This window comes from Colwellia sp. 75C3, from assembly GCF_002836255.1.
GTDB lineage: Bacteria > Pseudomonadota > Gammaproteobacteria > Enterobacterales > Alteromonadaceae > Colwellia.
This window is the reverse complement of record NZ_PJAU01000005.1, coordinates 1-1,054: the sequence shown is the minus strand read 5'-3', so window position 1 is coordinate 1,054 and position 1,054 is coordinate 1. Positions and strand designations below refer to the sequence as shown.

General features: G+C 36.0%; 1 protein-coding gene and 1 tRNA gene. Both read right to left on the bottom strand.

Features of this window, described 5'->3' with window-relative positions; genetic code table 11:
* Positions 1 to 131: 131 nt before the first annotated feature.
* Positions 132 to 551 (bottom strand): GFA family protein, encoded by a 420-nt coding sequence (locus CXF85_RS00050; RefSeq protein ID WP_101226507.1) that lies wholly within the window; start codon positions 549 to 551, stop codon positions 132 to 134.
* Between the two features lie 223 nt (positions 552 to 774).
* A tRNA-Glu gene (locus CXF85_RS00045) sits at positions 775 to 850 on the bottom strand.
* Positions 851 to 1,054: the final 204 nt, after the last annotated feature.

Genomic DNA, 1,054 nt, shown 5'->3' with positions numbered 1-1,054 from the left:
AATATAGAATAACTAAGTTTAAGTAATTTTGCTTGTTCTAAGCTCGCTAATACAACTCTAAGCTGATCAATTTATTAGTGTAATTGGTATTAATTAGCCGATAAATTCTTACAAGATAAACAGCTAAAATATTAAAATGGTTGTTTTTCATAGGATGGTAGGTCTTTAGGTAGCTTGAACCATGCTTGTTTTTCACTGGTCCAGATATGCATACTGGGTTGAATGACTCGAGTATCTTCTAAAGTACTGGGTTTTAACTTTATTTTATCAGGATAACTCGGGTTAAAATGGTAGATTCGATTGCCACAACCTGGGCAGAACTTTGCCCCATTGGTGTTGCCGTTATCAGCTAAGCGGCTCCAGTCAGACATTTTCCCAGAAAACTCTATATCGGTAACGTTAACAACTGCAGTAATACTAAAAGCACTTGTTGATAATTTTTGACACTGACGGCAATGACAAGCTGCAACCATAAGTGGCGCAGCGAATAATTGATAGGTCACTTGCCCGCACTGACAAGACCCTTTGATTGGATAGTTAATTTCGCTCACGTTACTTCCTTATTGTATTTCAATATGACATGTATCAGTCAAGGAGAGGTAATACTATAAAGTGAAAAGCAAACGCTGCCAACGTGAAAATATAAACTAAGCACTAAAACTTACGAGTAAATAAAAAGCAAAAAAAAACCCACGCAATATTTACATATTGCGTGGGTTTTCTCGTATAGTTCACTGTTCTTTGTATTATTTTATTAAATATTAGCAAAGAAAGTGGCATCCCTAAGGGGATTCGAACCCCTGTTACCGCCGTGAAAGGGCGGTGTCCTAGGCCTCTAGACGATAGGGACACTGATTGATTTAACTAATACAAGTAAATCATTTCAAACTATCTAGCAGATCACTCTGCTGATTTAATTTCATCAACGTCAATAATAGTCGACTATTGAAAAACTAAAACTCTAATTTCTTATTTAAAAACAGTAATAAGATAACTGCATGCTCCTCTCATCAATTCTTTATAAGAAGAAAGATAAAAGTGGCATCCCTAAGGG